We start from the raw sequence: 25399 nt of genomic DNA, 5'->3' as shown, positions 1-25399 counted from the left end.
GGCCCCGGATACTGCATTTTACCACCCGACACCCCCCCGGGGGGGGGGTCCCCGGCCGGGGGGGGGGGGGGGGCCCCGGAGGGGGTGGGTGTGCGGACGTAAAGCGAAGCAGTCCGCACACCCACCCCCGGAGGCCCGCCACCGGCACCCACCACGAACAGCAAGCGGCGGCCCCCGGCCCAACCCCCACCCACCCCGCCGGAGGCGAACGGCGCCGCACCCGACAACGTGGGAAGCAGGGCTACGAGCCCAAAACGGCTACGAGCCCAAAACGGCTACGAGCCCAGAACGGTCGTCAGGAACTCCCCCACCCACGCCAGCAGCTCGCGCCCCACCAACGGCTTGCCGCCGATCTTGCCGGTGGCGGGACGTGGTACCAGGATCTGACGGGTAGCCGGCTTGAGGACCGTACGGGGGTGGAGCCGCTTGAGCCGCAGCTCCTGGGATTCGCGCAACTCCACGGGGCCGAAGCGGATGTTGGAGCCCTGGAGCGTGATGTCACAGACCCCGCATGCGCGGGCGAGCATCCGCAGCCCGGCGACCAGCAGCAGGTTCTCGACGGGCTCGGGCAGCTTGCCGTAGCGGTCGACCAGCTCCTCGCGGACGGCCGCGATGTCCTCCTCCGAGGAGGCGGAGGCGATGGCGCGGTAGGCCTGCAGGCGCAGCCGCTCGCCGGGGGCGTAGTCGTGCGGGACATGGGCGTCGACGGGGAGCTCGATCTTGACCTCGAGCGGGGGCTCCTCCTCCACGCCGCCTTCCAGGGAGGCGCGGTAGTCGGCGACCGCCTCGCCCACCATCCGTACGTAGAGGTCGAAGCCGACGCCGGCGATATGGCCGGACTGCTCGCCGCCGAGGAGGTTGCCCGCGCCGCGGATCTCCAGGTCCTTCATGGCGACGTACATGCCCGCACCCATCTCGGTGTGCTGGGCGATGGTCGCCAGCCGCTCGTGGGCGGTCTCGGTCAGCGGCTTCTCCGGCGGGTAGAGGAAGTAGGCGTAGCCGCGCTCGCGGCCGCGGCCCACCCGGCCGCGCAGCTGGTGGAGCTGGGAGAGGCCGAAGTTGTCGCCGCGCTCGACGATCAGGGTGTTGGCGTTGGAGATGTCGATGCCCGATTCGACGATCGTCGTCGAGACCAGCACGTCGAACTTCTTCTCCCAGAAATCGACGACGACCTGCTCCAGCTGCGATTCGCCCATCTGCCCGTGGGCGGTCTGGATCCGGGCCTCCGGCACGATCTCGCGGAGCCGGGCGGCGGCGCGGTCGATCGACTCGACGCGGTTGTGGATGTAGAAGACCTGGCCCTCGCGCAGGAGTTCCCGGCGGATGGCGGCGCCGATCTGCTTCTGCTCGTAGGGGCCGACGAAGGTGAGGACCGGGTGGCGCTCCTCGGGCGGGGTGGTGATCGTGGACATCTCGCGGATGCCCGTCACCGCCATCTCCAGGGTGCGCGGGATGGGCGTCGCGGACATGGTCAGGACGTCGACGTTGGCGCGCAGCTTCTTCAGCTGCTCCTTGTGCTCGACGCCGAAGCGCTGCTCCTCGTCGACGATGACCAGGCCCAGGTCCTTGAACTTGGTCTCCGAGGAGAACAGCCGGTGGGTGCCGATGACGAGGTCGACGGAGCCGTCGCGCAGCCCTTCGAGGACGGCCTTGGCCTCGCCGTCGGTCTGGAAGCGGGACAGCGCCCGGACGTTGACCGGGAACTGGCCGTAGCGCTCGGTGAAGGTGCCGAGGTGCTGCTGCACGAGCAGCGTGGTCGGGACCAGGACCGCCACCTGCTTGCCGTCCTGGACGGCCTTGAAGGCGGCGCGGACCGCGATCTCCGTCTTGCCGTAGCCGACGTCGCCGCAGATCAGGCGGTCCATGGGGACGGACTTCTCCATGTCCTCCTTGACCTCGGCGATGGTGGAGAGCTGGTCGGGCGTCTCCGCGTACGGGAAGGCGTCCTCCAGCTCGCGCTGCCAGGGGGTATCCGGGCCGAAGGTGTGGCCGGGCGCCGCCATCCGCGCGGAGTACAGCTTGATGAGGTCGGCGGCGATCTCCTTGACGGCCTTCTTGGCGCGCGCCTTGGTCTTGGTCCAGTCGGCGCCGCCGAGCCGGTGCAGGGTGGGGGCCTCGCCGCCCACGTACTTGGTGACCTGTTCGAGCTGGTCGGTGGGGATGTAGAGGCGGTCGCCGGGCTGGCCGCGCTTGGCGGGCGCGTACTCGACGAGGAGGTATTCGCGGGTGGCGCCCTGGACCGTGCGCTGCACCATCTCGATGTAGCGGCCGACACCGTGCTGCTCGTGGACGATGAAGTCGCCGGCTTCCAGGGTCAGCGGGTCGATGGTCTTGCGGCGGCGGGCCGGCATCCGGGCGCCGTCCTTGCCGGCCGCCTTCTGGCCGGAGAGGTCGGTCTCGGTGAGGACGGCGATCCGGAGGCCCGGGTCGATGAAGCCGTTGTCGAGGGTGCTGCAGGAGACATGGACGAGTGACGGGGAGAGCTCCGCGAGGTCGGCGTCGAGGCGGGCCGGGATGCCCTCGCCGCCGAGGACCTCGACCGTGCGGGCCGCCGGGCCGTGTCCCTCGGTGAGGAACAGCGTGCGCCAGCCGTCCGCCAGCCACTGCTTGGTGTCGGCCAGCGCCCGCTGGGTGTCACCGCGGTAGGTGTCGGGGGCGTGCATACCGAGCTTGAGGGTGTCGCCGTCGCCCGCCGGCTCCTCGCCGGACGCGAAGGGGCTGACCGACCACCACATCATTCCCAGCTCGCGCGCCCGGTCCCGGACATCCGCGAGGCCCCACAGGGAGGCCGCGCCCACGTCGATCGGTGCCTGGCCCCCGCCGGCGCCGGCCGCCCAGGACGCCTGCAGGAACTCCTGGCTGGTCGCCACCAGGTCGGCGGCCCGGGTACGCACCCGCTCCGGGTCGCACACCAGCGTCATGCTCCCGGCCGGCAGCACGTCCAGCAGCAGCTCCATGTCGTCCACCAGGACCGGGGCCAGCGACTCCATGCCGTCGACGGCGATCCCCTCGGCGATCTTGCCGAGCAGTTCGCCCAGTTCGGGATGCTTCTCGGCGAGCACCGCCGCCCGCTCCCGGACGGTGTCGGTCAGCAGCAGCTCACGGCACGGCGGCGCCCACAGGCCGTGCTCGGCGACCTCCAGGGACCGCTGGTCGGCGACCTTGAAGTAGCGGATCTCCTCGACGTCGTCGCCCCAGAACTCCACCCGCAGCGGGTGCTCCTCGGTCGGCGGGAAGACGTCCAGGATCCCGCCGCGGACCGCGAACTCCCCGCGCTTCTCGACCAGCTCGACGCGGGCGTACGCGGCCGCCGCCAGGGCGTCGACGATCTCTTCGAGGTCGGCGCTCTGCCCGGTGCGCAGGCTCACGGGCTCCAGGTCGCCCAGGCCCTTGACCTGCGGCTGGAGCACGGAGCGGATGGGGGCGACGACGACGGAGACGGGGCCTGCCGCCGGGTCGTCGGCGCGCGGGTGGGCGAGCCGGCGCAGCACCGCCAGGCGGCGGCCGACGGTGTCCGAGCGCGGCGACAGCCGCTCGTGCGGCAGCGTCTCCCAGGACGGGAACTCCACGACGGAGTTGTCCTCGCCGGCCGGCATCAGGCTGCGCAGCGTGGCGGCGAGATCCTCCGCCTCCCGGCCGGTGGCGGTCACCGCGAGCACCGGGCGTCCGGCCTGCCGGGCCAGCGCGGCGACCGCGAGCGGGCGGGCGGCGGGCGGCCCCACCAGGTCCACGTGCGGCCGGTTCCCGTCGGCCGCGGCCTGCAGCGCTTCGGCGAGCGCCGGGTCCCGTACGACGGCGTCGAGCAGACCAGTCAGGCTCATCAGAAGATTCCGTCCCAGCGAGGCGAACAACGCAGCAGCCCGACACGTCTCACGGGCCGGGGCTGCCAAGCGTACGCCCGCCCGCCACCCGGGCGGGCCGCATGCCCGGGAGGGCCCCGGCGCGGCGGACAGCGCGCGCCGGGGCGGTGTTCCCGGCCGCGGCGCGAGCCGTCAGCCGGGAGCGGGACCGGTCAGCCGAGGACCCGGACCGCGGCGTAGTACTTGTCCGCGCTCTTGAGGCAGGCGGCCTTCATTTTCTTCCGCATCGCCGGGGTGAGCGGGTCGGCCCAGGGCTTGTACTGGCAGGCCTGGCGCATGTCCTGCAGGAATACGTCGTCGATGCGCTTCTTGTGGTCCCGGCGCCAGGCCGTCTTCCCCACAATTGTTTTGTAATTGCGGTAACCGAAGTCGTGGCGGTGGCAGGAGTAGGTGAAGTCGTAGCCGCCCGGCAGCTTCTCCGGCGAGCTGTTGCAGCCGTTGGTGCTCCAGTTGAACCGGAAGTAGTTCGAGCCCGAGCGGTACAGCCCGAGGTACTTGAACCAGTCGTCCCGGGACGCCTGCCCCTTGCTGGTCAGCGACTTGAGCTTCTTCAGCCGGTACGCCCCGCCGACCGCGGGACCGGCCACGTCCACCGCGGAGATCTGCTGCGTCACGGCGGACGGCCCGGTCGTGACCGCCGCCTTCGCCGGCGCCTCGGCGAGCGCGGGTGCCGCCGTCCCCAGAGCGAGCACACCGGCCAGTACGACACCTCCGAAAGAGGTCCGCATCGTGTTCACTTGTTTTCCTTCCCCGATTTCATGCTGCATGGGAAGCCGTATCCGAAATCGGCTTCAGGGAGGAAAATAGCGCGACAGCACGGCTCAGCAGAGGGAATTAAAGGAAATGCCCGGGCATCCATCCAGGGAACCCTGCATTCCGCAAGGCCTGACATGGGAGATGAGGGAACATTTTGGCCACTATGCCTGAATAGGCTTCGTTCGCAAAAGGGATGCGATGCACGCAAACTCCCCGCACGTACGCCCTGTTGTGATCTGGAACACCCCTGGCTTCCCAACCGCCGACGCGCCGCACCCCGGAGCCCGCCGGGCCGCCGCCGGCCCGGATGCGCGGTTCCGCACTCCGCCCCGCGCATGGAAGGGTGCAACGTACAAGGACCTGCGGAAGGTCCCACGGAGGGGGAACGGTGAGCAACAGCGCGCGACCGGCCGGCCAGAGCGCACCCGAGGCCCCGCGGACGGCGGGACCGGCGCCCGCGGACCCGCGGCGCCGCCCCGTCGTCGCCGCCCTCATGCTCGCTATGGCGCTGGCCGCCCTCGACTCGACGATCATCGCCACCGCCATTCCCCAGATCGTCGGTGACCTGGGCGGCTTCGCGGTCTTCTCCTGGCTCTTCTCCGGCTACCTGCTGGCCGTCACCGTCACCCTGCCCGTCTACGGCAAGCTCTCCGACACCTTCGGCCGCAAGCCCATCCTCATCACCGGCATCGTGCTCTTCCTCGCCGGTTCGCTGGCCTGCGCGGGCGCCTGGAACATGGCCTCGCTGATCGCCTTCCGCGTACTCCAGGGCCTGGGCGGCGGCGCCCTCCAGGGCACCGTCCAGACCATCGCCGCCGACCTCTACCCGATGAAGGAACGCCCCAGGATCCAGGCCAGGCTCTCCAGCGTCTGGGCCGTCTCCTCGGTCGCCGGGCCCGCGCTGGGCGGACTGCTCGCCGCCTGCGCCGACTGGCGGTGGATCTTCCTGGTCAATGTGCCGGTGGGCACGGTGGCCCTCTTGCTGATCGTGCGGTACTTCTCCGAGCCGGAGCGGGACCGGCACGGCCGGCGGGCCCGCCGGCCCCGGGTCGACTGGCCCGGCGCGCTGGCGATCTTCGCCTGTGGCGGGCTGCTGCTGACCGCCCTGGTCCAGGGCGGGGTGGCCTGGTCCTGGTGCTCCACGCCGTCGCTGCTGCTGTTCGCCGGCAGTGCGCTGTGCGCCACGGTCACCGTCCTCATCGAACGCCGGGCCGCGGAACCGATCATCCCCGGCTGGGTCTGGCGCCGCCGCACCATCTCGGCCGTCAACCTCGCCCTCGGCGCCCTGGGCCTGCTGATGGTCGCGCCGACCGTGTTCCTGCCCACCTACGCGCAGTCGGTACTGGGCCTGGGCCCGACGGCCGCCGGCTTCGTACTGTCCGCCATGACCCTGAGCTGGCCGGTCTCGGCCGCCCTCAGCAGCCACGTCTACAACCGCCTCGGCATCCGCAGCTGCGCGGCGCTCGGCATCGGCGGGGCCGGTCTGGTCCTGCTCGCCTTCCCCCTGCTGCCCTACCCGGGCGCCGCCTGGCAGCCCGCCCTGATCATGCTGGCGCTCGGCGCCGCCCTCGGCCTCTTCCAGCTCCCGCTGATCATCGGCGTCCAGTCCTCGGTCGGCTACGCCGAGCGCGGCACCGCCACCGCCTCCATACTCTTCTGCCGCCAGGTCGGCCAGTCCCTCGGTGCCGCGCTCTTCGGCGCCCTCGCCAACGCCACCCTCAACGACCGTCTGGCGCACGCCCCTTCGGACATCCGCCCCGGCCTGCCCGGTGACCTGGACGCGGTCTCCCACGCCCTCCAGCACCCCGGCGCCCTCACCGCCCGTGCCACCGACTACCTCCGCCACGCCGTCGACACCACGGTCGACCACGTCTACCTCGGCGCCGCCGCGGCCGCCGGGCTCGCGCTGGCCGCGCTGTTGCTGCTGGCACCGCGGCGCTTCCCGGTGCACTCGGACGCCCGCGGGACGGGCGAGGGGGAGCCGGGCGCGACGTAGCCGGGCGGGAAGTGGCCGACGGGCCGGGGCGGGAGGCGGTGCGGTCAGGCGCCCGGGCCGCCGCGCCGACGGGGCACCTGCGTCTCCAGGGTGTCGTCCTCGTCGGAGCCGGGACCGGAGCCGATGCCACAACCGACGGCGGCGCCGGCGCCCTCGTTCCGTCCGCCGCCCTCCGTGGTACTCCCGGCGCCCTCGTCGCCGCCCTCCGCCGCCGGCGCCTTCCCCGTGAGCACCGCCAGGCTGTTGCGGACATGGGTCATATGGACGCGCACCTCCTCGCGCTCCGCGTCGTGTTGGCGCAGGATCCGCTCCGTGGCCCGCTCGATGCGCTCCTCCTCCGCGCGGGCGTGGGCCAGGAGTCCGGCGGCGCGGTCCTCGCCGTCCTCCTGACGGTGCCGGGCGGTCTCCTCCGCCTCCGCGTACAGCCGCCGGGCGTCGGCGCGGAGGGCCTTCCCGCGGGCGTCCAGCTCCGCGACGCACCGGTCCGTCTCCGCCTCCAGCTCCGCGAGTTCCCGCCCGGCCGCGTCCCACTCGTCCGTCTGCCGCTGCTCCTGGTCGCTGAGCAACTGCGCGGTGCGCCGCCGCACCTCCGCCAGCCCCTCGGCCGCCTCGCTCCGCAGCCGCTCGGCGTCCTCGGCAGCGACGGCCGCCAGTTCGGTGGCCTCCCCGCGTGCGGCCCGCTCCGTGCGCCGGGCCCGGGTATCCGCCTCGGCCCTCAGCTCATGGGCCGCCCGCTCGGCCGCGTCCCGGACGTCGTCCGCGTGGACGGCGGCCTCGCCCCGCATCCGCTCGGCCGCCTGCTCCGCCTCGGCCCGCAGCCGGGCCGCCTCGGACTCCGCGGTCGTCAGGATCAGCCGGGCCTCGCTGCCGAGCGATTCATACGTCTGCGGCGGCTGCTGCGCCAGATAGGCGCGCAGCTCCGCGAGTTCGGCCTCCATCTGGTTGTGCAGGACGGTGAGCCGTGCGGCGCGCTCCCAGCAGGAGTCGCGGTCCACCGAGAGCCCCGTGACCCGGCGGTCCACATCATCCGGCCGGTAGCCACGCCCTCGTACGGCCTCGAACCCGTGAGGCGAAACCGATGCACTCATCCCTCAAGCCCCTCTCCGCCGCGCACAGCAGCCGCGCGCCCCGCAGCGTTCCGCTTCCATTCGCATGATTCCGTGCAGCCCCGTGCAGTGACCCGCACTTCCCGCGGATCGCACCGAACGCCGCAGCCTCGCGACACCCCGGCCAACCCACCCACCAGGATGCGTCATTTATCGCCAGAAGTCGGAATCCGATCATCTGCGCGCAGCGCCTGGAACAACCGCCTCGCCCCGGTTTCGTTCCACTGCAGCACCGACCCCACACCGCTCACCATCACCCCGGGCCGCACCACCGGAACCGTCGTCGCCGTCCCGCCGCCGCCGGCGATCTGCTTCATCGACCAGCCCATATCCAGCACCCGCGCCATGTCGGCCCCCCGGTCCACGGTCAGCGCCGCCAGCGAGGTGCGCAGCACCCGCTGCAGCCGGGACGGATCGAGCAGGACGTCCGGGGAAGCCATCTCGTCGGCAACCGCACCGAGCAATTGCCGCTGGCGCTTCACCCGTCCGAGGTCACCGTCGGGGTCGGTGTACCGGGCCCGTACGAACGCCAGCGCCTGGGCGCCGTTCATCCGCCGGCAGCCCGCCGCGAAGTCGGCCCCCGACTTCTCGTCCCGCAGCGGCTTGTCCAGACACAGCCGCACACCGTCCAGGGCGTCCACGACCTGCACGAACCCCAGGAAATTCACCTCGGCATAGTGCTCCATCCGCAGCCCGGTCGCCTGCTCCACCGTTCGGGTGAGCAGCTGGGGCCCGCCGTCGGCATAGGCCTCGTTGATCTTGCGGTTGCCGTGGCCGGGTATCGGCACATAGCTGTCGCGCGGCAGGCTGACCAGCGACGGTCCGTGATCGCCGTAGTGCAGCACCATGATCGTGTCGGTGTTCCGCACCTCGTTGTTGCCGACGTGCAGTTCCCTGCGCTGCTGCGGGGTCAGCGCGCCGCGGCTGTCCGAGCCGATCAGCAGCCAGTTCGTGCCCTTGCCCGCGGGCGGCCGCCCCGGGTAGTCGGCCAGCGCGTCCTTGTGCCGCAGCTGCCGCCCCGCCGAGACGTACAGCCACGCCCCGATCGCGACCACCACCACGGCCAGCACCAGCAGTGACACCAGGAGCCAGACGAGCCACGCCCAGCGGCGCCGGGCCGGGCCGGGACCGCGCAGCGACCTGTCCGTCCGCCGCCGGTGCCACCAGCGCGGGCGCCCCGCCCGGTACCGCGTCGTCGGCGTCGACGACGGCGGCTGCGACAACGGGGGTATCGGACGGCCCATATACGCATGGTCGGGGCACCCGGCCCGTCCCGCTCGTCGAACGCCCTGACCATGCCGCTACCGCGGAGCCCGCCGCCGCCCGGGGAGCGCCGTCACCTCCCCTACAGCAGCCCGTCCCACATCTGCTCCAGCAGCACCGACCACCAGGTCTCCGGCGAACCCAGCGCCGGCGGGTCCAGTGCGACCAGCTGCGCCTGGAAGTCGACGGTCCAGCGGCCCGCCTGCTCGGGCGTCAGCCCGTACCGCAGCCGCCACATCCGCCCCAGCATCGCCAGGCAGCGCACGAACTCCGGCAGACCGGAGTTCACGAACTGCGGCGTCGCGGGCGCACCGCCAGGGCCGGCCTCCATCGGCACCGCCACGATGTGCGCGGTCCCGTACTGCACACACAGCTGACGGCCGAAGTCATTGCCCATCACCAGGTACGACCCGGCATCCGAGGCGGGCTGCACCATCCGCTCCGCCGCCAGCTCCGCCAGCGTCGGCACCGGACGGCCCGGCTGCGCCTGCGCCCAGAAGAACGGCCCGAAGTCGACCGGCAGCCCGGACCACACCAGCGTCTGCGCCACCACCTCGGGCACGCCGTGCCGGGAGACCGCCCGCTGATCGAAACGGAAGATCCCCTGCGGCCCGAACGCCTGCTCCAGCTCCTGACCGATCGCCTGCGGCGGCACCGGGGGCACCGGCTGCACCTGCGACGGATGCGGCAACGGCACCCGCACCGGCGCCGGCCGCGCCGGACCGTCCGCGACCTGGTGCAACTCGCCCTGATGCTCGACGAGATGCCGTACGCCCTGCTGGCGCGAGGCATGGTCCCTGCCGTACGCGGCGGTGTGGCTGATCCGCACCTGCGGCCAGGTCTCCCGGATCATCCGGGCGCAGTAGCCACCCGGCAGATCGCAGCACTCCAGCTCCGTGTGCAGCTCCAGCACCTGCTGCGGGGGAACGTTCATCCCGCGCAGCTCGTGCAGCAGCTGCCACTCCGGATGCGGCGTACCGGGCGCCGAACGACGCACGATCTTCTGCTCGGAGCCGTCCGGCGCGCGATAGCTCAGTACGGCCATATAGCCCGGTCCCACGGTCGGCTGACCGCTGGGCGCCTGCGGATAGCCGTACCCGCCACTGCCGCCGGGGCCCTGCTGGGCTCCGGGCGGTCCCTGCGCGGGCGCGGGCGGGCCGGGCGGCGCCTGGGGCGGGGCGACGGGGCCGGCCGCCGGCGGCATACCGGGGCCACCGGTACCGCCACCGGGCCCATGGGCGCCCGCCCCGCCGGCACCCGCGAGACCGGCCTGCAGCGACGCACCGTCGGCGAGCATCGTCGCCGCGGCATGCACCCCACCGCCGCCGGCGCCACCCGCGGCGGGTGGTGCGGAGGGCGGCGGCGGAGGCGGGCCGTCCGGGCTGCCGGAGCCCCGGCCGCCCGCGGACGCGGTGGGCCTGCCGGGCGGGCCGGGAGGCTTGGGCGCACCGGGGGGACCGGGCGGCTTGGGCGCACCCGGCGGGCCGGGAGGCGCGGGCGGCGGCACACCGGGGCCCCCGGTTCCCCCGCCCGGCCCGTGGGCGCCCGCCCCGCCGGCACCCGCGAGACCGGCCTGCAGCGACGCACCGTCGGCGAGCATCGTCGCCGCGGCATGCACCCCACCGCCACCGGTACCACCCGCGGCGGGGGCACCCGCGGCGGGGGCACCCGTGCCACCGGAAGGGGAAGGGGAGGAAGGGGAAGGGGAAGGGGAAGGCGAACCGGAAGCGCCGGCCCCGACGGGGCCACCAGCCGCACCCGGCCCGTCCGTCCCGCCCGGCCCGTCCACCGCACTGAGATCCAGCTCCGCCGCATCCAGCTGCGAGACCATCTGCGTCGGTACGTAGCCACCGGCCGGGGCTCCGGACGCAGCGGACGCACCAGACGCACCGGGGCCGGGCACACCGGGAGGCGGCGGCGGAGCGGCGGCGGCATTACCGGGCAGGGACGCACCATCGGCCAGCATCGTCGCCGCGGCATGCACCCCGGCGTCCCCACCACCCACGGGCGGCGCGGGCGGCGTCCCGGGACCGGGCGCAGCGGCACCCGGCGGCGGCGGTACGTCGACGACCGGCGGGCCGGACGGCGGCGGCAGATCCGGCAGCCCCGCGGCGGCGGGCGGCGCGGCAGGCATCGGCGGCGGCAGGGGGGCGCCCTCCGGCCCGCCGGCCGGGCGCGCCTGACCGGCCCCGGGGCCTGCCCCGGTGCCTGCCTCGGGGCCCGCACCGGGCCCGGCAAGGGGCCCGGCCTGCCCCGGCAGGTCCAGCGCGGGCGCCACCTGCGTACGCGGCAACTGACTGCCGCCGTGCAGCAGCTCGGTCTTCGCCTCCGGCCGGGCGCGGGGCACCTGCGGGGCGTCGTCCTCCTCGTCGAAACCGGCCAGCGGCGGCGCGAAGACCGTCGCGGGCAGCCCCACGGAGCGGTCCTCGCCCCCCGCCCCGGCGGTCGTGTCCGCCCCGGCCCACGGCGTCGGCGCGCCCGGCGTCTCCTCCCCCGCGGGGGCTGCCGCGCCCTCGGCGCCGTTGACGTTCACGCCCGCCCAGGCATCCGAAGCCGACGACGCGGCATCGGGTGCGGGTGCGGGCGCGGGTGCGGACGCGGGCGACGGAGAAGCCTCGGGGGAAACCGCCGGGGAAACCTCCGGCGCCGCACCCGCAGCGCCCGCACCCCCGGCACCCGTGCCCCCGGCCCCCCGCAGGCCCGGCCCGCCGATCGTGTCCGCCACCTCCTGCAGCCACTCCGGCGGCGTCAGCAGAAACGACGTGGCTTCCAGATCGATCCGCTGCGGCGGCGCCTCGGCCGCGCCGTACCCGCCGTCCACGGGGGCGCCGTACGCCTCCTCGTAACGCCGGATCACCTCACCCACCGGCAGCCCGGGCCACAGCGTCGTCTCCCCGCTGTCCCGCGCGATCACCATCCGGGCCCGTCCGCCATCCGTCGACGGACCGCCCTCCCGGTCCTCGGCCCAGGCCACGAAGCCCAGATCGAACTCCCGCACCCGCACCTCACGATGCATCGGCGCCGGGACGTCACCGTTCACCCACAGCTCCGCGCGCTCCTGCGCCTGCGCGAACGTCACCACCGTGCTCAGCCCCCCACCGCAACCGCGTACGCAAAACCGCCGTCGACCATCAGGTTCGCCACGGTGTCCAGCTCCGGCGGATTGCCCACCAGCCGCTGCAGAAAGTCATCGAAATCCGCGCCGCACGGCAACAGCAGCCGCTCCACCCGCTCCTGCACCGCCCAGCCGTCCTGATCCCGCGCATCGTCGTACGGGCAGAACCACACCGAACCCAGCGCCTCGCCGCGCACCTTCACCGCGAGCACACCGCCCTGGACGAACGCCACGCCCAGGTAGTCCTTGGTGAAGTGGTCCCGCAGGCACTTGTTCACATAGAGCAGGTCGTTGACCGCCGCGTCATCGCGCACCGTGAAGAACGGCTGGTCGACCAGCAGCCCCAACTCCGCGTCCAGCGCCGCGCCCACCGGAGCGCAGCCGCCCGCGGCTTTCAGGAATGAGCGGTAGGCACCCGGCAGCCGATAACCCAGCGCCTCCTCGGCCTGCGCCACCTGCTCCTCACCCACCGACAGCTCACGGTGCGGCAGCCCGAAATGCACCGGCCGGGTCTCCTGCAGCGGCCGGGTACCACGCCGGTCGTGCGCCACCGCGGCCGTCGCCAGCCCGCCATGATGACGCAACAGCGCCTTCACCTCGACCGGGATCAGCTCCATCCGCCGGGTACCGGCCACGTGGTGCCAGGTCCAGCCGTGCGGCGTCGCCACGGCCGGCACGTCTATCCACAGCTCGTGGCCCTGCGCGTGCAGGGCCGCGTTCGCCGACACATAGTCCGTCAGCCGCAGCTCATCGACGCCGAAACCCTCCGGCGGCTCGGCGATCTCCGCCGCGGCGCGGGCGTACGGCGAGAACTCCGGGAAACCGCGGGCGTCCATCCGCACCCCGGCGGGGTACCGCGTGGCGCGGACCGGGTCCGGAAAATGCACGACCTGTCCGGCATAGGCCGCATTCGGTGGGGCGGTACCTCCCACCACCTGGGGGCCGGGGTGTGCCCCCAGCCCTTGCCGACCTGTCGTCATCGCGGTTGCCCCCTGGCTGAAGCTGGCTTTGGGGCACAGCCTATGCCGTACCGCAACACCCGCCCCCGCCCGCCTGCCTCCACACGTCAGCCCCGCGACACACCGGCGTCACCCACCGGCACACCACCCCCGAGCCCCCCGCGCACCACCCCGCCCACCAGCCGCGTTCCGCCGTGCCCGACGCCCCGTCAGCTCACCGTGACATCGCCGACAGGCCGCCCGACTACCGCAACACCCAGCACATTTGGCAGGCTGACCCTCCCCCACCTTTGGCGGGGAGACCCCCAGTACCACGGGGATTCGGGGAGGGAAAGCACCACCATGAGCACCACCGCACGCCACCACAACTCAGCCGCGGGCGATCCCCGCACTGCCGGCGGCGACCCACGCATCGGCTGGAGCGGCACCACCGACGACCATCGCGCGCCCGCCCTCCACCACCGCCGCGACGGCATCCTCCCCACCGTCGGCGCCGCCTTGTCCGTACGCGGACAAACCCTCACCTGCACCGCGAGCAAGGCCGAACAGCCCCCCGCGCTGCACCCGCTGGTCCAGGACTTCCTCGACGCCCTCGCCACCGCACAGCGCGAACGTTTCACCGGGCGCTGCCCCGAAGCCGTCCTGCTCTCGCGTCACCTCACCGCCGTCGAGGGCAACCGCGGCAAACGCGCCTCCCGCAAACCCCTCACCAATGGCGAAGCCCGCCGCTCCCTGAAACACTCCAAGATCACCGCACGCCACATCCGCGAGGACGGCGACCCCCAGCACGGCAGCTACGCCCCGCCCTGTCGCTCCTGCGACGCACTCCTCGCCCACTTCGGCGTCATGCCCATCAGCGGCACCGCGCCCACAGGAAGCTGACCGCCACCATGCCGCCCACCACCCCCGGCCCCCGCACCCCGGCCCACGACCGCGCCGACTCGACCCGCTTCCCCGCCGCCGTCGACGTCGCCCTCCAGGAAGCCGGCTGGCAGCCCGGCCGCTGGGACATACAGCAGGCCGAGCACTGGGCCGACACCCTCCGCGCCCACGCCTCCCCCGCCGGCCACCGCCACACCGTCTTCGCCGCCGCCGTCGAGGCCTGGGCCGAATTCGGCGACCTGCGCATCGCCGGCCCCGGCGCCGGGCGCCACATCGCCCCCACCCCGTTCACCATCAACCCCCTGCACGGGCTCCACCTCGCCCGCACCCTCGGCGACCTCGGCCGCGCACTGGAGACCGACGTGGCCCCCCTCGGCCGCGAAGAACTCACCACCAACGGCACCACCTACGGCCAGGCCACCCTCGCCATCGACGCCGAAGGCCGCGTCTACAGCCTCGACCACACCGGCGACTGGTACCTGGGCCCCGACCTCGACAGCGCGCTCGGCACGCTGGTGCTGGGGACGAGGCCTGGTCGGCTCGCCGTGTCCGGCTGACGCCGGGGTTCTCCGGGTTCTTTTCCCGCCTCCGGCGGGGGTGGTGTTCGGGCGGGGGCCGCGTTTCGCCTTCGGCGGGGTGGTGGGTTTGGGCGGGGGCCGCTTGCTGTTCGTGGTGGTGCCGGTGGCGGGCCTCCGGGGCCTGTGTGGTGGACTGCTTCGCTTTACGTCCACCACACAGGCCCCTCCGGCCCACCACCTCCCGCTCGGACGGCGACCCCCGCCCGGTGGGGTGAGGGTTTTCAAAAACCAGAACCTCGGCCGCGCCGTGGCGAAGCTGATGCTTGGGGTCTTTGGTCTTTTCGTTCACCTCCACCGGGGTGGGGTCCCACAACTACGGGAGGGGGCAGGGGCGGAGGGGTGTGTTGTCGGACGTAAAGCGAAGCAGTCCGACAACACACCCCGGAGCCCCTGCCCCCGCCACCCACCACACCGCAACCGGGGCCCCACCCCACACACCCACCCCCGCCGAAGGCAGGCACCCACCCGCCGTAGGCGACCGGTTCAATCGATGGCCGGCCATGCGGCCGGGAGCACCGCTGAGACCCGGAAACCCCCCGCCTCCGTCGGCCCCGAGACGAACACGCCCCCCAGCGCCGTCACCCGCTCCCGCATCCCCACCAGGCCGTTGCCGCCGCTCGGCAGCCCCGCATCGGCCGCGCCACCCTCGCAGGGACCGTTCTCCACCTGCACGGCGAGCTCGCCGTCCCGGTGGGCCAGCCGCACCCGCGCCCGCGCGCCCGGCGCATGCTTGTGCACATTCGTGAGGGCCTCCTGCACCACGCGGTACACGGCCCGCTCCACCCGCGCCGCATACCGGCGCCCGGCCACGGCCGGCGCCCCCTCCCCCGCGGGCCCGTCCTCCGCGGCCGCCTCCTCGGCAAGCCCCTCCACCGTCAGCTCGACCGCCATCCCGGCCGCCCGGGACTGGCCCACCAGATCCGCCAGCTCCGTCAGACACGGCCCCTCGGCCTCCGCGTCCCCCGTCCCGGACACCGGCGACGCCGCCGCCCCGGGGCCGGAGCCACCGGCCACCACGGACGACGCCGACGCCCCGTCCGCAGTCGGCTCGGACACCCGCGCCTGCCCCGTCGCCTTCGCCCCCGCCTGCGAGGCCACCGCCGCCAGCCGCTCCGGCGCGCCCGACGCCGCGGCGCCACGCCCCGCCGACCCCTCGGCCGTACGCAACACCCCCAGCATCTCCCGCAGCTCCGTCAGCGCCTGGCGCCCCATGTCGCCCACCAGCCCCGCGTTCTTCGAGGCCTTCTCCGGATCCTTCAGCGCCACCGCCTGGAGCGCGGCCGCATGCACCACCATCAGACTCACCCGGTGCGCGACCACGTCGTGCATCTCCCGCGCGATCCGGGTCCGCTCCTCGTTACGGGCCCACTCGGCCCGCTCCTCGGCCCGGTCCGCCAGCAGCGACAGCTCCCGCTCCAGACCGTCCGCCCGCTCCCGCAAGCTCTCCACCAGCCGCCGCCGGGCCGCGATGTACAACCCCCACAGCACCGGCGGCGCCGTCAGCACCAGCCCCACCGCCAGCGCTATCAACGGCACGAACCACATCGGCGGATGGAAGTCCTGCTGCGCCGCGATGTCCTCCCGCAGGCTGAGGAACGTCGTCATCAACGTCCCCGCCACGGTCATGCCCGCCAACAAGGCCGTGATCCGGCGCGGCACATCCGACGCGGCCAGCGTGTACAGCCCCACCACGCTCAGCAGCCCGCCCATCTCCGCGGGCATCACCGCGATCGAGACCAGTACCACCACCACGGGCCACCGCCGGCGCACCAGCAGCACCGGCCCGGTCAGCAGGCCGAGCACGACCCCCAGCAGCGCGGGCACCTGCGCCTCGTGCGCGGAACCGATGCCCTCCGCCACACACTCCGCTGCCGAGGCCACCGCCAGAAACACATCCAGCGCCGCACTCCGCCGCCGGGCCCACCACCACGGCCCCTCCACCGGCGCACCCCGCGCGCCCACACCTTCACTTGCCCCCGTCGCGGTCATACCGCCCAGCCTACGGGCGCCGGCCCCCGATCCCCCGCCCCGTTACCGGTCACAGACCAGGCCCATTACCAGCCCTTACCGCCGGTTATCGCTCGAACTGTTGAATCGCCCATATTTTCGCCACTTCGCACACAGGGCCGCGGCACCCTGTTCCCATGCCGAACACCCACCGCCACCCGCCCGACTACGAGGCGTTACGCCCCCAAGTCATCGCCCTGCGCCGCGCCGGCCTCAGCCGCCGCCAGATCCGCGACCGCCTCCACGTCCACAACAACGACATCCTCAACCGCCTCCTCGACGGCACCCCCGCCCCCGACTGGACCCGCCGCCCGAACGCCAAGGACGACCTCCGCGAACGGGCCCGCCAACTGCGGAAGGAGGGCAGGACCTACGACGAGATCCAGGTCGCACTGGGCTGCTCGAAGAGTTCGATCTCGCTGTGGGTACGTGACCTGCCGAAACCGCCACCGCGCCGCACCCCGGCCGAGCAGGCCCGGATCGCCCGCGAGAAGCGCTGGGAGCACGAGTTGGCGGTGCGCGAGAGAGAACGCAGGCAAACGAAGAGCGCAGCGACCCAAGAGGTCGGCGACCTGTCGGACCGGGAGCTCCTGTTCACCGGTGCCACCCTCTACTGGGCCGAGGGCGCCAAGGACAAGCCGTACGCCCGGCGGGAGCACGTTCAGTTCGTCAACAGCGACCCGGGCGTCATCCGGCTCTTCCTGGCCTGGCTGAAGCTGCTCGGCGTGGAGCCGGAGCGGATCGCCTTCCGGGTCATGATCCACACGACTGCCGACACGGCGGCAGCCGAGCGCTACTGGGCCGACCTCGTCGGCGTCGATGCCGCGTCGTTCCAGAAGACCACGCTCAAGAAGCACAACCCCAAGACCGTGCGCAAGAACACCGGAGAGGGCTACCACGGCTGTCTGGTCATCCGCGTCCTGCAAAGCGCCGACCTATACCGTCGCATTGAAGGCTGGTGGTACGGCATAGTGTGTGGTGCCGAGCGGTCGACGTAGCGGGATGCCGACCGCTTGACAATACCCTCCCCCATGGTGTAAGGGCAGCACAACGTCTTTTGGTGTCGTCGGTCGAGGTTCGAATCCTCGTGGGGGAGCAACGGCTACGAACCAGCAAATTCCGGGTCCTGACCACCACGTCAGGACCCGCCCGCGTTTCGGCTGCTATACGCACCGGTATCCTTCGGGTGACCACCACCCGAAGTAGCCAAGAAGCCGAAGGGCATCCCCGTGAGCGCCAACCGCCCGGCAGCCGTCGTCGTTCTCGCAGCGGGTGAGGGCACCCGCATGAAGTCGGCGACTCCCAAGGTCCTGCACGCCCTCTGCGGCCGCTCCCTCGTCGGACATGTCGTCGCCGCCTCCCGAGAGCTGGATCCCGAGCATCTCGTCGTGGTCGTCGGCCATGCCCGTGAGCAGGTGCAGGCGCATCTGGCCGAGGCCGACCCCGCCGCCCGCACCGCCGTGCAGCACGAGCAGAAGGGCACCGGCCACGCGGTCCGTACCGCCCTGGAAGAGCTGAGCAACAGCGGTGTCGCCCTCGACGGCACCGTCATCGTCGTCTGCGGCGACACCCCGCTGCTGACCGGCGAGACCCTGCGGCTGCTCGGCGACACCCATGCGGCGGACGGCAATGCCGTGACCGTGCTGTCCGCCGAGGTCCCGGACGCCACCGGCTACGGGCGCATCGTGCGCGAGGCGGGTACCGGCGCGGTGACCGCGATCGTCGAGCACAAGGACGCCACCGCGGGCCAGCGCGCGATCCGGGAGATCAACTCGGGGGTTTTCGCCTTTGACGCGCAGCTCCTGGTGGACGCGCTCGGCAAGGTCCGTACGGACAACAGCCAGGGCGAGGAGTACCTGACCGATGTGCTGGGGATCGTGCGGGAGGCCGGGCACCGGGTCGGTGCGGCGGTGTCCGCCGACCACCGGGAGATCCTGGGGATCAACAACCGGGTGCAGCTGGCGCAGGCGCGGCGGCTGCTGAACGACCGGCTGCTGGAGCGGGCGATGCTGGCCGGTGTGACGGTGGTGGATCCGGCGTCGACGTGGGTGGATGTGTCGGTGACGTTCGAGCCGGACGCGACGGTGCACCCGTTCACGGAACTGCGGGGTGCCACGCATGTCGCCACGGGCGCCGAGGTGGGGCCGCAGTCCCGGCTGACGGACACGTCGGTGGGCGCGGGCGCGGTGGCGTCGTTCACGGTGGCCGAGGGTGCGCGGATCGGTGCGGGTGCGAGTGTCGGCCCGTATGCGTATCTGCGGCCGGGGACGGATCTGGGGCCGAAGGCGAAGGCCGGCACGTATGTGGAGATGAAGAACGCGTCGATCGGCGAGGGCACGAAGGTGCCGCATCTTTCGTATGTGGGAGATGCGACGATCGGTGAGTTCACCAATATCGGTGCGGCGAGTGTCTTTGTGAACTACGACGGTGAGGCGAAACACCACACGACGGTCGGGTCGCATTGCAAGACGGGGTCGGACAACATGTTTGTGGCTCCGGTCACGGTCGGGGACGGCGCTTATACGGCGGCGGGCTCGGTCATCACCAAGGATGTGCCCCCGGGTTCGCTGGCGGTCGCGCGTGGCCAGCAGCGGAATATCGAGGGTTGGGTCGCGCGGAAGCGGCCCGGAAGCGCCGCCGCGCAGGCGGCTTCGGCTGCTCGCCAGGATGCCGAGGGCGAGCGGTGACCGTGCAAGAGGTGCGCCGTGCGGGGCGTACCTTTGTTGAGCGCACGCAAACTGTGATTCGAGGAGATTTGCTGTGACCGGGATCAAGACGACCGGCGAGAAGAAGCTGATGCTCTTCTCCGGCCGCGCCCACCCCGAGCTTGCCGAGGAGGTCGCGCACCAGCTGGGTGTGGGCCTGGTCCCGACGAAGGCTTTCGACTTCGCCAATGGTGAGATCTACGTCCGCTATCAGGAGTCGGCGCGTGGCGCGGACTGCTTTTTGATTCAGAGCCACACGGCTCCGATCAATAAGTGGATCATGGAACAGCTCATCATGATCGATGCGCTGAAGCGGGCTTCGGCCCGGAGCATCACGGTGATCGTTCCGTTCTACGGCTATGCGCGGCAGGACAAGAAGCACCGTGGCCGTGAGCCGATTTCGGCGCGGCTGATCGCGGATTTGATGAAGACCGCGGGTGCGGACCGTGTGGTGACCGTGGATTTGCACACGGACCAGATCATGGGCTTCTTCGACGGCCCGGTGGATCACCTTTTCGCGCTGCCGGTCCTCGCGGACTACGTGGGCGCGAAGGTGGACCGCGACAAGCTGACGGTGGTCTCGCCGGACGCCGGCCGGGTGCGGGTCGCGGACCGCTGGTGCGACCGCCTCGGTGCGCCGCTGGCGATCGTCCACAAGCGGCGTGACAAGGACGTGGCGAACCAGGTCACGGTGCACGAGGTCGTCGGCGATGTGAAGGACCGGGTGTGTGTCCTGGTCGACGACATGATCGACACCGGTGGCACGATCTGCGCGGCGGCGGATGCGCTGTTCGCGAATGGCGCGTCGGATGTGATCGTGACGGCGACGCACGGTGTGCTGTCGGGTCCGGCGGCGGACCGGCTGAAGAATTCGAAGGTGAGCGAGTTCGTGTTCACGAATACGCTGCCGACGCCTTCGGAGCTGGAGCTGGACAAGATCACGGTGCTGTCGATGGCGCCGACGATCGCCCGCGCGATCCGTGAGGTGTTCGAGGACGGCTCGGTGACGAGCCTCTTCGAGGAGCAGTGAGCGCCGGCTCCGGGCGGCCCTGAGAGGCGGTCCGGGGCTGATCGACTTTGGGGCGGCCTTCCGGCCGGGTAGACTCATCGAGTTGCTCGGCGAGGGAGGCCGCCCTTTTGTGGTGGCTGTCCGTTATCGACGCGCTCTTCGTAGCAGGTCTGTCGTGGGCCGGGTAACGCCCACCAGATGTTTTCTGCGATACGAGGAGTGCCGTTATGGCTGAGGTCAAGCTCGCCGCCCAGGTTCGTACCGACTTCGGTAAGGGTGCCGCCCGCCGTGCGCGCCGCGCCGACCTGGTTCCGGCTGTCATCTACGGTCACGGTGCCGAGCCGCAGCACGTGGCGATCCACAACCACGCGCTGATGATGGCGCTGAAGACGCCGAACGCCCTGATCCGTCTGGACTTCGACGGCAAGAGCGAGCTGGTCATCCCCAAGGCCGTGCAGCGTGAGGCGATCCGCCAGTTCCTGGTGCACGTGGACTTCCTGGCCGTGAAGAAGGGCGAGAAGGTCTCCGTCGAGGTGCCGATCCACGTCGAGGGTGACCTGGCGCCGGGCCAGCACGTTCTGGAGCACGTGCTGAACGCGCTGCCGATCGAGGCCGAGGCCACCCACATTCCGGAGTCGGTCACGATTTCCGTCCAGGGCCTGGACGCGGGCGCTTCGGTGCTGGCCAAGGACATCACGCTGCCGTCGGGTTCCGCGCTGGCCGTGGACGACGACGCGGTCGTGCTGCAGGTCGTCGCCGCGCAGGCCGAGGCTCCGGCCGAGGAGGCCGAGGGCGAGGGCGAAGGCGCCGAGGCCTGAGTCGTTCTTCGCTGAGAGGTTTTCTCGGCGAGTGGTCCAGCCGCTGCCGCGCGCCTTGGGGCGCGGGGTGGCGGTTGGCCTGTTTCATGGGCAGTTGCGGTCGGGGCCGGTGCGGGGTTGCCGGCGGATGTGGGAGTGGCTGAGATGGCGGACGCTGATCCGTGGCTGGTGGTGGGGCTGGGTAATCCGGGCCCGGAGTATGCGCGTAATCGCCACAATGCGGGTTTCATGGTGGCGGATTTGCTGGCGGAGCGGATGGGGGGCCGTTTCAAGGCGCACAAGGCGCGGGCGCAGGTGGTGGAGGGGCGTTGTGGTGCGCCGGGTCCGTCGAGTCGCCGTGTCGTGGTGGCGAAGCCGTTGTCGTTCATGAATCTGTCGGGTGGGCCGGCGACGGCGTTGCGGGATTTCTACAAGGTGCCGGTCGGCAACATCATTGCGATTCATGATGAGTTGGATATCGATTACGGTGCGTTGCGGCTGAAGCTGGGTGGCGGTGACAACGGTCACAACGGTCTGAAGTCGATCACGAAATCGCTGGGTGCGGAGTACCACCGGGTGCGGTTCGGGATCGGGCGTCCGCCGGGCCGTATGCAGGTCGCGGATTTCGTGCTGAAGGATTTTTCGTCGGCGGAGCGGCGCGAGCTGGATTATTTCGTGGACCGTGCGGCGGATGCGGTGGAGACGCTGATCGTGGACGGTCTGGAACGGGCGCAGAGCACGTACAACTCCTGAAAGAGCACGTACAACTCGTGAAGGGGACAGCCCGGGTCAGGCTCTGACGAACCGTTGTGGGAGGTTGACCGGCTGCGGGTTATGGCCAAGGATCGCCGCCATGGCCCGAAGCAGTACGCGTACCAAAGCGGTGAGACGGAGTCGTACCCGGCGGGTCGGTGAGAGCGCTTACGGTGCGCTGCTGCTGGCCAGGACCGGGGTGATGGGTCTGCTGGCGCTGCTCCTGCTGGTGGCCGGGGTGTGGACGTCGTGGCACACGGCGCAGTACGCGATGCTCGTCAAGGCGCGGGAGCGCGGCATGATGACGGTGTCGTCGTGTGCGGCGGAGCGGTGCACCGGCTCGTATGTGCCGACGGGGGGCGACGGCCGGCCGCGGTCGCGGGTGACGATCGCCGAGGCGGCGGCGGGCGGCAAGGGCGAGCGGGTCGAGGTGACGGTCGAGCCGGGGACGGCGCGGGCGGTGCGGACCGGGGCGGCCGGGATCCTGCATGCGTGGGTGCCGTTCGCGGGGTCGTTGCTGCTGGCGGCGCTGGTGGTGGCCGGGGGGATGCGGCTGCGCCGTACGGCGTGGGTGATGGGGTTGTTGGGGGCGGTGTTGTTGGGCGCGGCGTTCGCTGCGCTGTAGGCGGTACGACGGCGGCCCGCCCTCTCGGTCGAGAGGGCGGGCCGCCGTCGTGTGCCGTGCCGGGCGGTGTCAGCCGGTGTTGCGCAGTCCGGCGGCGACACCGTTGACGGTGAGCAGCAGGGCGCGCGCGAGGACCGGGTCCGGCTCCTCGCCGCGCTCGGCGGCGCTGCGCTGGCGGTCCAGCAGCGAGACCTGGAGGTAGGAGATCGGGTCGAGGTAGGCGTCGCGGATGTGGAAGGTCTGCTTGAGGACCGGGTTGGAGTCGAGGAGGGTCTTCTCCCCGGTGACCCGCAGGACCTCGGCGACGGTGAGCTCGTGCTCGGCCTTGATGACGTCGAAGACGTGCTTGAGCTCGTCGGGCACGAGGGTGTCGACGTAGTGCTGGGCGATCCGCAGGTCGGTCTTGGCCAGCGTCATGGTGACGTTGGACAGGAAGTTGCGGAAGAAGTGCCAGTGTTCGGACATCTCGTCCAGGACGCTGTCGAGTCCGGCTTCCCGGGCGGCCTTGAGGCCGGTGCCGACGCCGTACCAGCCGGGGACGATCTGACGGGACTGGGTCCAGCCGAAGACCCACGGGATGGCGCGCAGTCCGTCGAGGCCGGCGCCGGAGTCGGGGCGGCGCGAGGGGCGCGAGCCGAGGTGGAGCTCGGCGAGCTGGTCGACGGGGGTGGAGGCGAAGAAGTACGCGGGCAGGTCGGGGTCCTCGACCAGGCGCCGGTAGGCGCCGTGGGCCGCCTCGGAGACGGTTTCCATGGCGGCGTCCCAGCGGGCCAGGGCCTCGTCGGACTGCCGGGGGGCGGTGTGCAGGGCGGAGGCCTGGAGGGTGGCGGCGACCGTCAGTTCCAGGTTCTCCCGTGCCAGCGACGGCACCAGGTACTTGTCGGAGATGACCTCGCCCTGTTCGGTGACCTTGATCTCGCCTTCGAGGGTGCCGTAGGGCTGGGCGAGGATCGCGTCGTGGGAGGGGCCGCCGCCGCGGCCGACGGTGCCACCGCGGCCGTGGAAGAGGCGCAGCCGTACGCCGTGCCGGTGGGCGACGTCGCGCAGCAGGCGCTGGGCGCGGTGGATCTCCCACTGGGAGGTGGTGATGCCGCCGAACTTGGAGGAGTCGGAGTAGCCGAGCATGACCTCCTGGACGTCGCCGCGCAGGGCGACCAGGCGCCGGTAGGAGGGGTCGGCGAGCATCTCGTCGAGCAGCTGGTCGGCGATCTTCAGCTCGTCGGTGGTCTCCAGGAGCGGGACGATGCCGATCTTGGCCCAGCCGGCGTGCAGGTCGATCAGTCCGGCCTCGCGGGCGAGGACGGCGGCGGCGAAGACGTCGTCCGAGCCGGCGCACATGGAGATGATGTAGGACTCGATGACCTCGGGGCCGAAGGTTTCCTTGGCCTTGCCGATGGTGCGGAAGACGCCGAGGGTCTTGGCGCCGGCCTCGTCGAGCGGGGCCGGGGTGGGGGCCAGCGGGCGCCGGGAGCGCAGTTCCTTGGCGAGGAGCTTGCGGCGGTAGTCGCGCGGCATGTCCGCGTAACGCCAGGATTCCTCGCCGAGGCGGTCGAAGAGCTGGCCGAGGGCGTGGTGGTGGGCGTCGGCGTGCTCGCGGACGTCCATGGTGGCGAGCTGCAGGCCGAAGGCGGCGATGGTGCGCAGGGTGCGCTCCAGGCGGCCGTCGGCGACCAGGCCGCCGCGGTGTTCGCGCAGCGAGGTCTGGATGAGGGCCAGGTCGTCGAGGAGTTCCACGGTGCCGAGGTAGTCGCGGCCGGGGACGTGGGGGGTGTCGCCGGCGAGGCGTTCGCGGGTGTTGACGAGCTTCTGGCGGATGCAGGTTGCCTTGAGGCGGTAGGGCTCCTCGCTGTTCAGCCGCTTGTAGCGGGGGCTGATCTCGGGGAGGAGGTCGAGGTCGTGCTGGAGGGAGGCCAGCAGCTCCTCGGTGGCGCCGCAGTTGCGGATGGAGTTGGACAGCGCGCCGCGCAGTTCGTCGACGTGCTCCAGGGCGTCGGTGATGCCGTGCTCGTGCTGGAGGAGCAGGACGTCCCAGGTGACCTGCGGGGTGACGTTGGGGTTGCCGTCGCGGTCGCCGCCGATCCAGGTGCCGAAGGTGAGCGGGCGGGTGCCGGCGGGCAGCTCGGTGCCGGCCCGCTCCAGCTCGGCAGCGAGGTCTTCGAGGACGTCGCCGACGGCGCCGCGGCCCAGCTCGTCGAGGTAGTAGATGGCGTTGCGGGCCTCGTCGGTGGGCTCCGGGCGGGCGACGCGCAGCTCGTCGGTCTGCCAGATGAGGTCGATGTTCTCGGCGAGGCGGAGGTCGGCGCGGCGGCGCTCGGCGTCGGGGCTGTCCAGCAGCTCGGCGACCTTGCGGAGCTTGGTGAGGACGGAGCGGCGGGCGGCCTCGGTGGGGTGCGCGGTGAAGACGGGGCGCACGCCGAGGTTGCGGGCGGTCGCCTTCAGGTGCTCGGGGTCGGCGTCCTTGAGCATGTCGGCGGTGCGGGCGAGGATGCTGCCCTCGGCGGCGCGCCGGGCGCCGAGCTCCCGGCCGCGGTGCACCTGCTCGGTGACGTTGGCGAGGTGGAAGTACGTGGAGAAGGCGCGCACCAGCTTGGCGGCGGTGGCCAGGTCGGTGTCGCCCAGGAGCCGGGCGGCGGCTTCGCCGTCGGAGCGGGTCAGAGCGCGGACCCGCTCGACGAGGTCGAGGAGCTCCGGGCCTTCCTGGCGGACGAGGGTTTCACCGAGGAGGTCGCCGAGGCGGCGGATGTCGGCGCGCAGGGCGATGTTGTCGCTCGGGCCGGGGTCGAGGCTCTCGATGGGCGCGATCTCGGCCGGAGTGTTGTCGGCACTGCTCACTGGTGCGGCTCCTTGCAGCGATCAGGGGCGTCGTACCGCGGCTCATGGGAGAGGTGCCGGCGGGCGACGGGTGGGCAGGTCTGATGCGGGCGGGTTGCGGACCGCGCTGTCCGACGTTCCCCAGGATAGGTCTGCCCAGCGTCAGCAGATCACACC

17 protein-coding genes and 1 tRNA gene are annotated in these 25399 nt (G+C 72.1%); 10 read left to right on the top strand and 8 right to left on the bottom strand.

All coding sequences use genetic code 11. The features are described from left to right. Positions 1 to 275: 275 nt before the first annotated feature. Together mfd and ABZ851_RS26060 are read right to left on the bottom strand one after the other, a co-directional pair. Positions 276 to 3821, bottom strand: coding sequence for a transcription-repair coupling factor (gene mfd / locus ABZ851_RS26065; RefSeq protein ID WP_361132007.1), 3546 nt, complete (start codon positions 3819 to 3821; stop codon positions 276 to 278). A gap of 191 nt (positions 3822 to 4012) precedes the next feature. Continuing rightward, on the bottom strand, positions 4013 to 4588 hold the full coding sequence (locus tag ABZ851_RS26060; protein WP_361132040.1) for a phospholipase A2: 576 nt from the start codon (positions 4586 to 4588) through the stop codon (positions 4013 to 4015). A gap of 521 nt (positions 4589 to 5109) precedes the next feature. Between ABZ851_RS26060 and ABZ851_RS26055 the strand changes: the two genes are divergently transcribed. Further along, positions 5110 to 6612, top strand: coding sequence for an MFS transporter (locus tag ABZ851_RS26055; protein WP_361132037.1), 1503 nt, complete (start codon positions 5110 to 5112; stop codon positions 6610 to 6612). A 44-nt stretch (positions 6613 to 6656) separates the two neighbouring features. Here the strand turns inward: ABZ851_RS26055 and ABZ851_RS26050 are convergent, their stop codons facing one another. From ABZ851_RS26050 to ABZ851_RS26035, 4 genes are all read right to left on the bottom strand, one after another. Further along, positions 6657 to 7700, bottom strand: a complete 1044-nt coding sequence (locus ABZ851_RS26050; RefSeq protein ID WP_361132004.1) for a cellulose-binding protein — start codon at positions 7698 to 7700, stop codon at positions 6657 to 6659. Between the two features lie 164 nt (positions 7701 to 7864). Continuing rightward, on the bottom strand, positions 7865 to 8800 hold the full coding sequence (locus ABZ851_RS26045) for an LCP family protein (RefSeq protein WP_361132034.1): 936 nt from the start codon (positions 8798 to 8800) through the stop codon (positions 7865 to 7867). A 263-nt stretch (positions 8801 to 9063) separates the two neighbouring features. Continuing rightward, positions 9064 to 12063: an SUKH-4 family immunity protein gene (locus tag ABZ851_RS26040; RefSeq protein WP_361132001.1), complete on the bottom strand. Its 3000-nt coding sequence runs from the start codon at positions 12061 to 12063 to the stop codon at positions 9064 to 9066. A gap of 5 nt (positions 12064 to 12068) precedes the next feature. Next, positions 12069 to 13076, bottom strand: coding sequence for an SMI1/KNR4 family protein (locus ABZ851_RS26035; protein ID WP_361131998.1), 1008 nt, complete (start codon positions 13074 to 13076; stop codon positions 12069 to 12071). Positions 13077 to 13397: 321 nt separating this feature from the next. Between ABZ851_RS26035 and ABZ851_RS26030 the strand changes: the two genes are divergently transcribed. Next, on the top strand, positions 13398 to 13937 hold the full coding sequence (locus tag ABZ851_RS26030; RefSeq protein WP_361131995.1) for a YwqJ-related putative deaminase: 540 nt from the start codon (positions 13398 to 13400) through the stop codon (positions 13935 to 13937). Between the two features lie 8 nt (positions 13938 to 13945). Beyond that, the gene (locus tag ABZ851_RS26025) at positions 13946 to 14494 is read left to right on the top strand and encodes an SUKH-3 domain-containing protein (RefSeq protein ID WP_361131992.1); all 549 of its coding nucleotides are present in this window, start codon (positions 13946 to 13948) and stop codon (positions 14492 to 14494) included. 504 nt (positions 14495 to 14998) lie between these two features. Here ABZ851_RS26025 and ABZ851_RS26020 read toward each other — a convergent pair. Continuing rightward, complete coding sequence (locus ABZ851_RS26020; RefSeq protein ID WP_361131989.1) at positions 14999 to 16504, bottom strand: histidine kinase; 1506 nt, start codon at positions 16502 to 16504, stop codon at positions 14999 to 15001. Positions 16505 to 16659: 155 nt separating this feature from the next. Here ABZ851_RS26020 and ABZ851_RS26015 point away from each other — a divergent pair, with 155 nt between their 5' ends. The 7 genes from ABZ851_RS26015 (at position 16660) to ABZ851_RS25985 (ending at position 22411) form a co-directional block, all read left to right on the top strand. After that, the gene (locus ABZ851_RS26015; RefSeq protein WP_361131986.1) at positions 16660 to 17520 is read left to right on the top strand and encodes a hypothetical protein; all 861 of its coding nucleotides are present in this window, start codon (positions 16660 to 16662) and stop codon (positions 17518 to 17520) included. A gap of 27 nt (positions 17521 to 17547) precedes the next feature. Beyond that, a tRNA-Gln gene (locus ABZ851_RS26010) sits at positions 17548 to 17618 on the top strand. A gap of 133 nt (positions 17619 to 17751) precedes the next feature. After that, positions 17752 to 19209, top strand: coding sequence for a bifunctional UDP-N-acetylglucosamine diphosphorylase/glucosamine-1-phosphate N-acetyltransferase GlmU (gene glmU / locus ABZ851_RS26005; RefSeq protein WP_361131983.1), 1458 nt, complete (start codon positions 17752 to 17754; stop codon positions 19207 to 19209). A gap of 73 nt (positions 19210 to 19282) precedes the next feature. Next, positions 19283 to 20257, top strand: a complete 975-nt coding sequence (locus tag ABZ851_RS26000; RefSeq protein WP_046927657.1) for a ribose-phosphate diphosphokinase — start codon at positions 19283 to 19285, stop codon at positions 20255 to 20257. Between the two features lie 206 nt (positions 20258 to 20463). Continuing rightward, positions 20464 to 21054, top strand: coding sequence for a 50S ribosomal protein L25/general stress protein Ctc (locus ABZ851_RS25995; RefSeq protein ID WP_361131978.1), 591 nt, complete (start codon positions 20464 to 20466; stop codon positions 21052 to 21054). A gap of 144 nt (positions 21055 to 21198) precedes the next feature. Beyond that, the gene (gene pth / locus ABZ851_RS25990) at positions 21199 to 21786 is read left to right on the top strand and encodes an aminoacyl-tRNA hydrolase (RefSeq protein WP_361131975.1); all 588 of its coding nucleotides are present in this window, start codon (positions 21199 to 21201) and stop codon (positions 21784 to 21786) included. A 100-nt stretch (positions 21787 to 21886) separates the two neighbouring features. Next, positions 21887 to 22411 (top strand): hypothetical protein, encoded by a 525-nt coding sequence (locus tag ABZ851_RS25985; RefSeq protein ID WP_361131972.1) that lies wholly within the window; start codon positions 21887 to 21889, stop codon positions 22409 to 22411. A gap of 69 nt (positions 22412 to 22480) precedes the next feature. On the opposite strand, the gene ppc is transcribed toward ABZ851_RS25985, so the two are convergent. Next, the gene (gene ppc / locus ABZ851_RS25980) at positions 22481 to 25204 is read right to left on the bottom strand and encodes a phosphoenolpyruvate carboxylase (RefSeq protein WP_336054074.1); all 2724 of its coding nucleotides are present in this window, start codon (positions 25202 to 25204) and stop codon (positions 22481 to 22483) included. Positions 25205 to 25399 lie beyond the last annotated feature (195 nt).

The sequence above is a fragment of the Streptomyces sp. NPDC047049 genome, assembly GCF_040643995.1.
Classification (GTDB): Bacteria; Actinomycetota; Actinomycetes; order Streptomycetales; family Streptomycetaceae; genus Streptomyces; species Streptomyces mooreae.
The sequence above is the reverse complement of the archived record's forward strand: the minus strand, read 5'-3'. Positions and strand labels throughout refer to the sequence as shown.